The organism is Vibrio sp. 10N.222.49.C9, from assembly GCF_041474985.1.
GTDB lineage: Bacteria > Pseudomonadota > Gammaproteobacteria > Enterobacterales > Vibrionaceae > Vibrio > Vibrio crassostreae_C.
Map to the genome: position 1 here is coordinate 1 of NZ_JBFRVD010000943.1, position 279 is coordinate 279.

A 279-nucleotide genomic window follows, 5' to 3' on the forward strand; every position below is an offset into this window, starting at 1 on the left:
ATTAAGATCCCTTATGTCATGGGTATCATCGCAACACGTTCAGTTGATAAGCAAGTGACAGGCCTTCGCGACCTTCGTGAAGAGCACGTCGATCGCATCCGCAACGGTATGTTCGCTTATGACCTTCTTGAAAAGCTGCGCGCAGGTGACAAATCTGACGCGAACATGGCAGCCTTTGATGAGGTGAAAGACGACTTGGGTTATGGCTTGCTGCTTAAGCGTTACACCGACAATGTAGTAGACGCAACAGAAACACAAATCCAAGCGGCGGCTGATGAT

At 49.1% G+C, this 279-nt stretch carries 1 pseudogene; it reads left to right on the forward strand.

Annotation, left to right across the window (positions count from 1 at the left end):
- A pseudogene (locus tag AB4585_RS26330) lies at positions 1-279 on the forward strand (cytochrome bd-I ubiquinol oxidase subunit CydA); the annotation flags it as partial.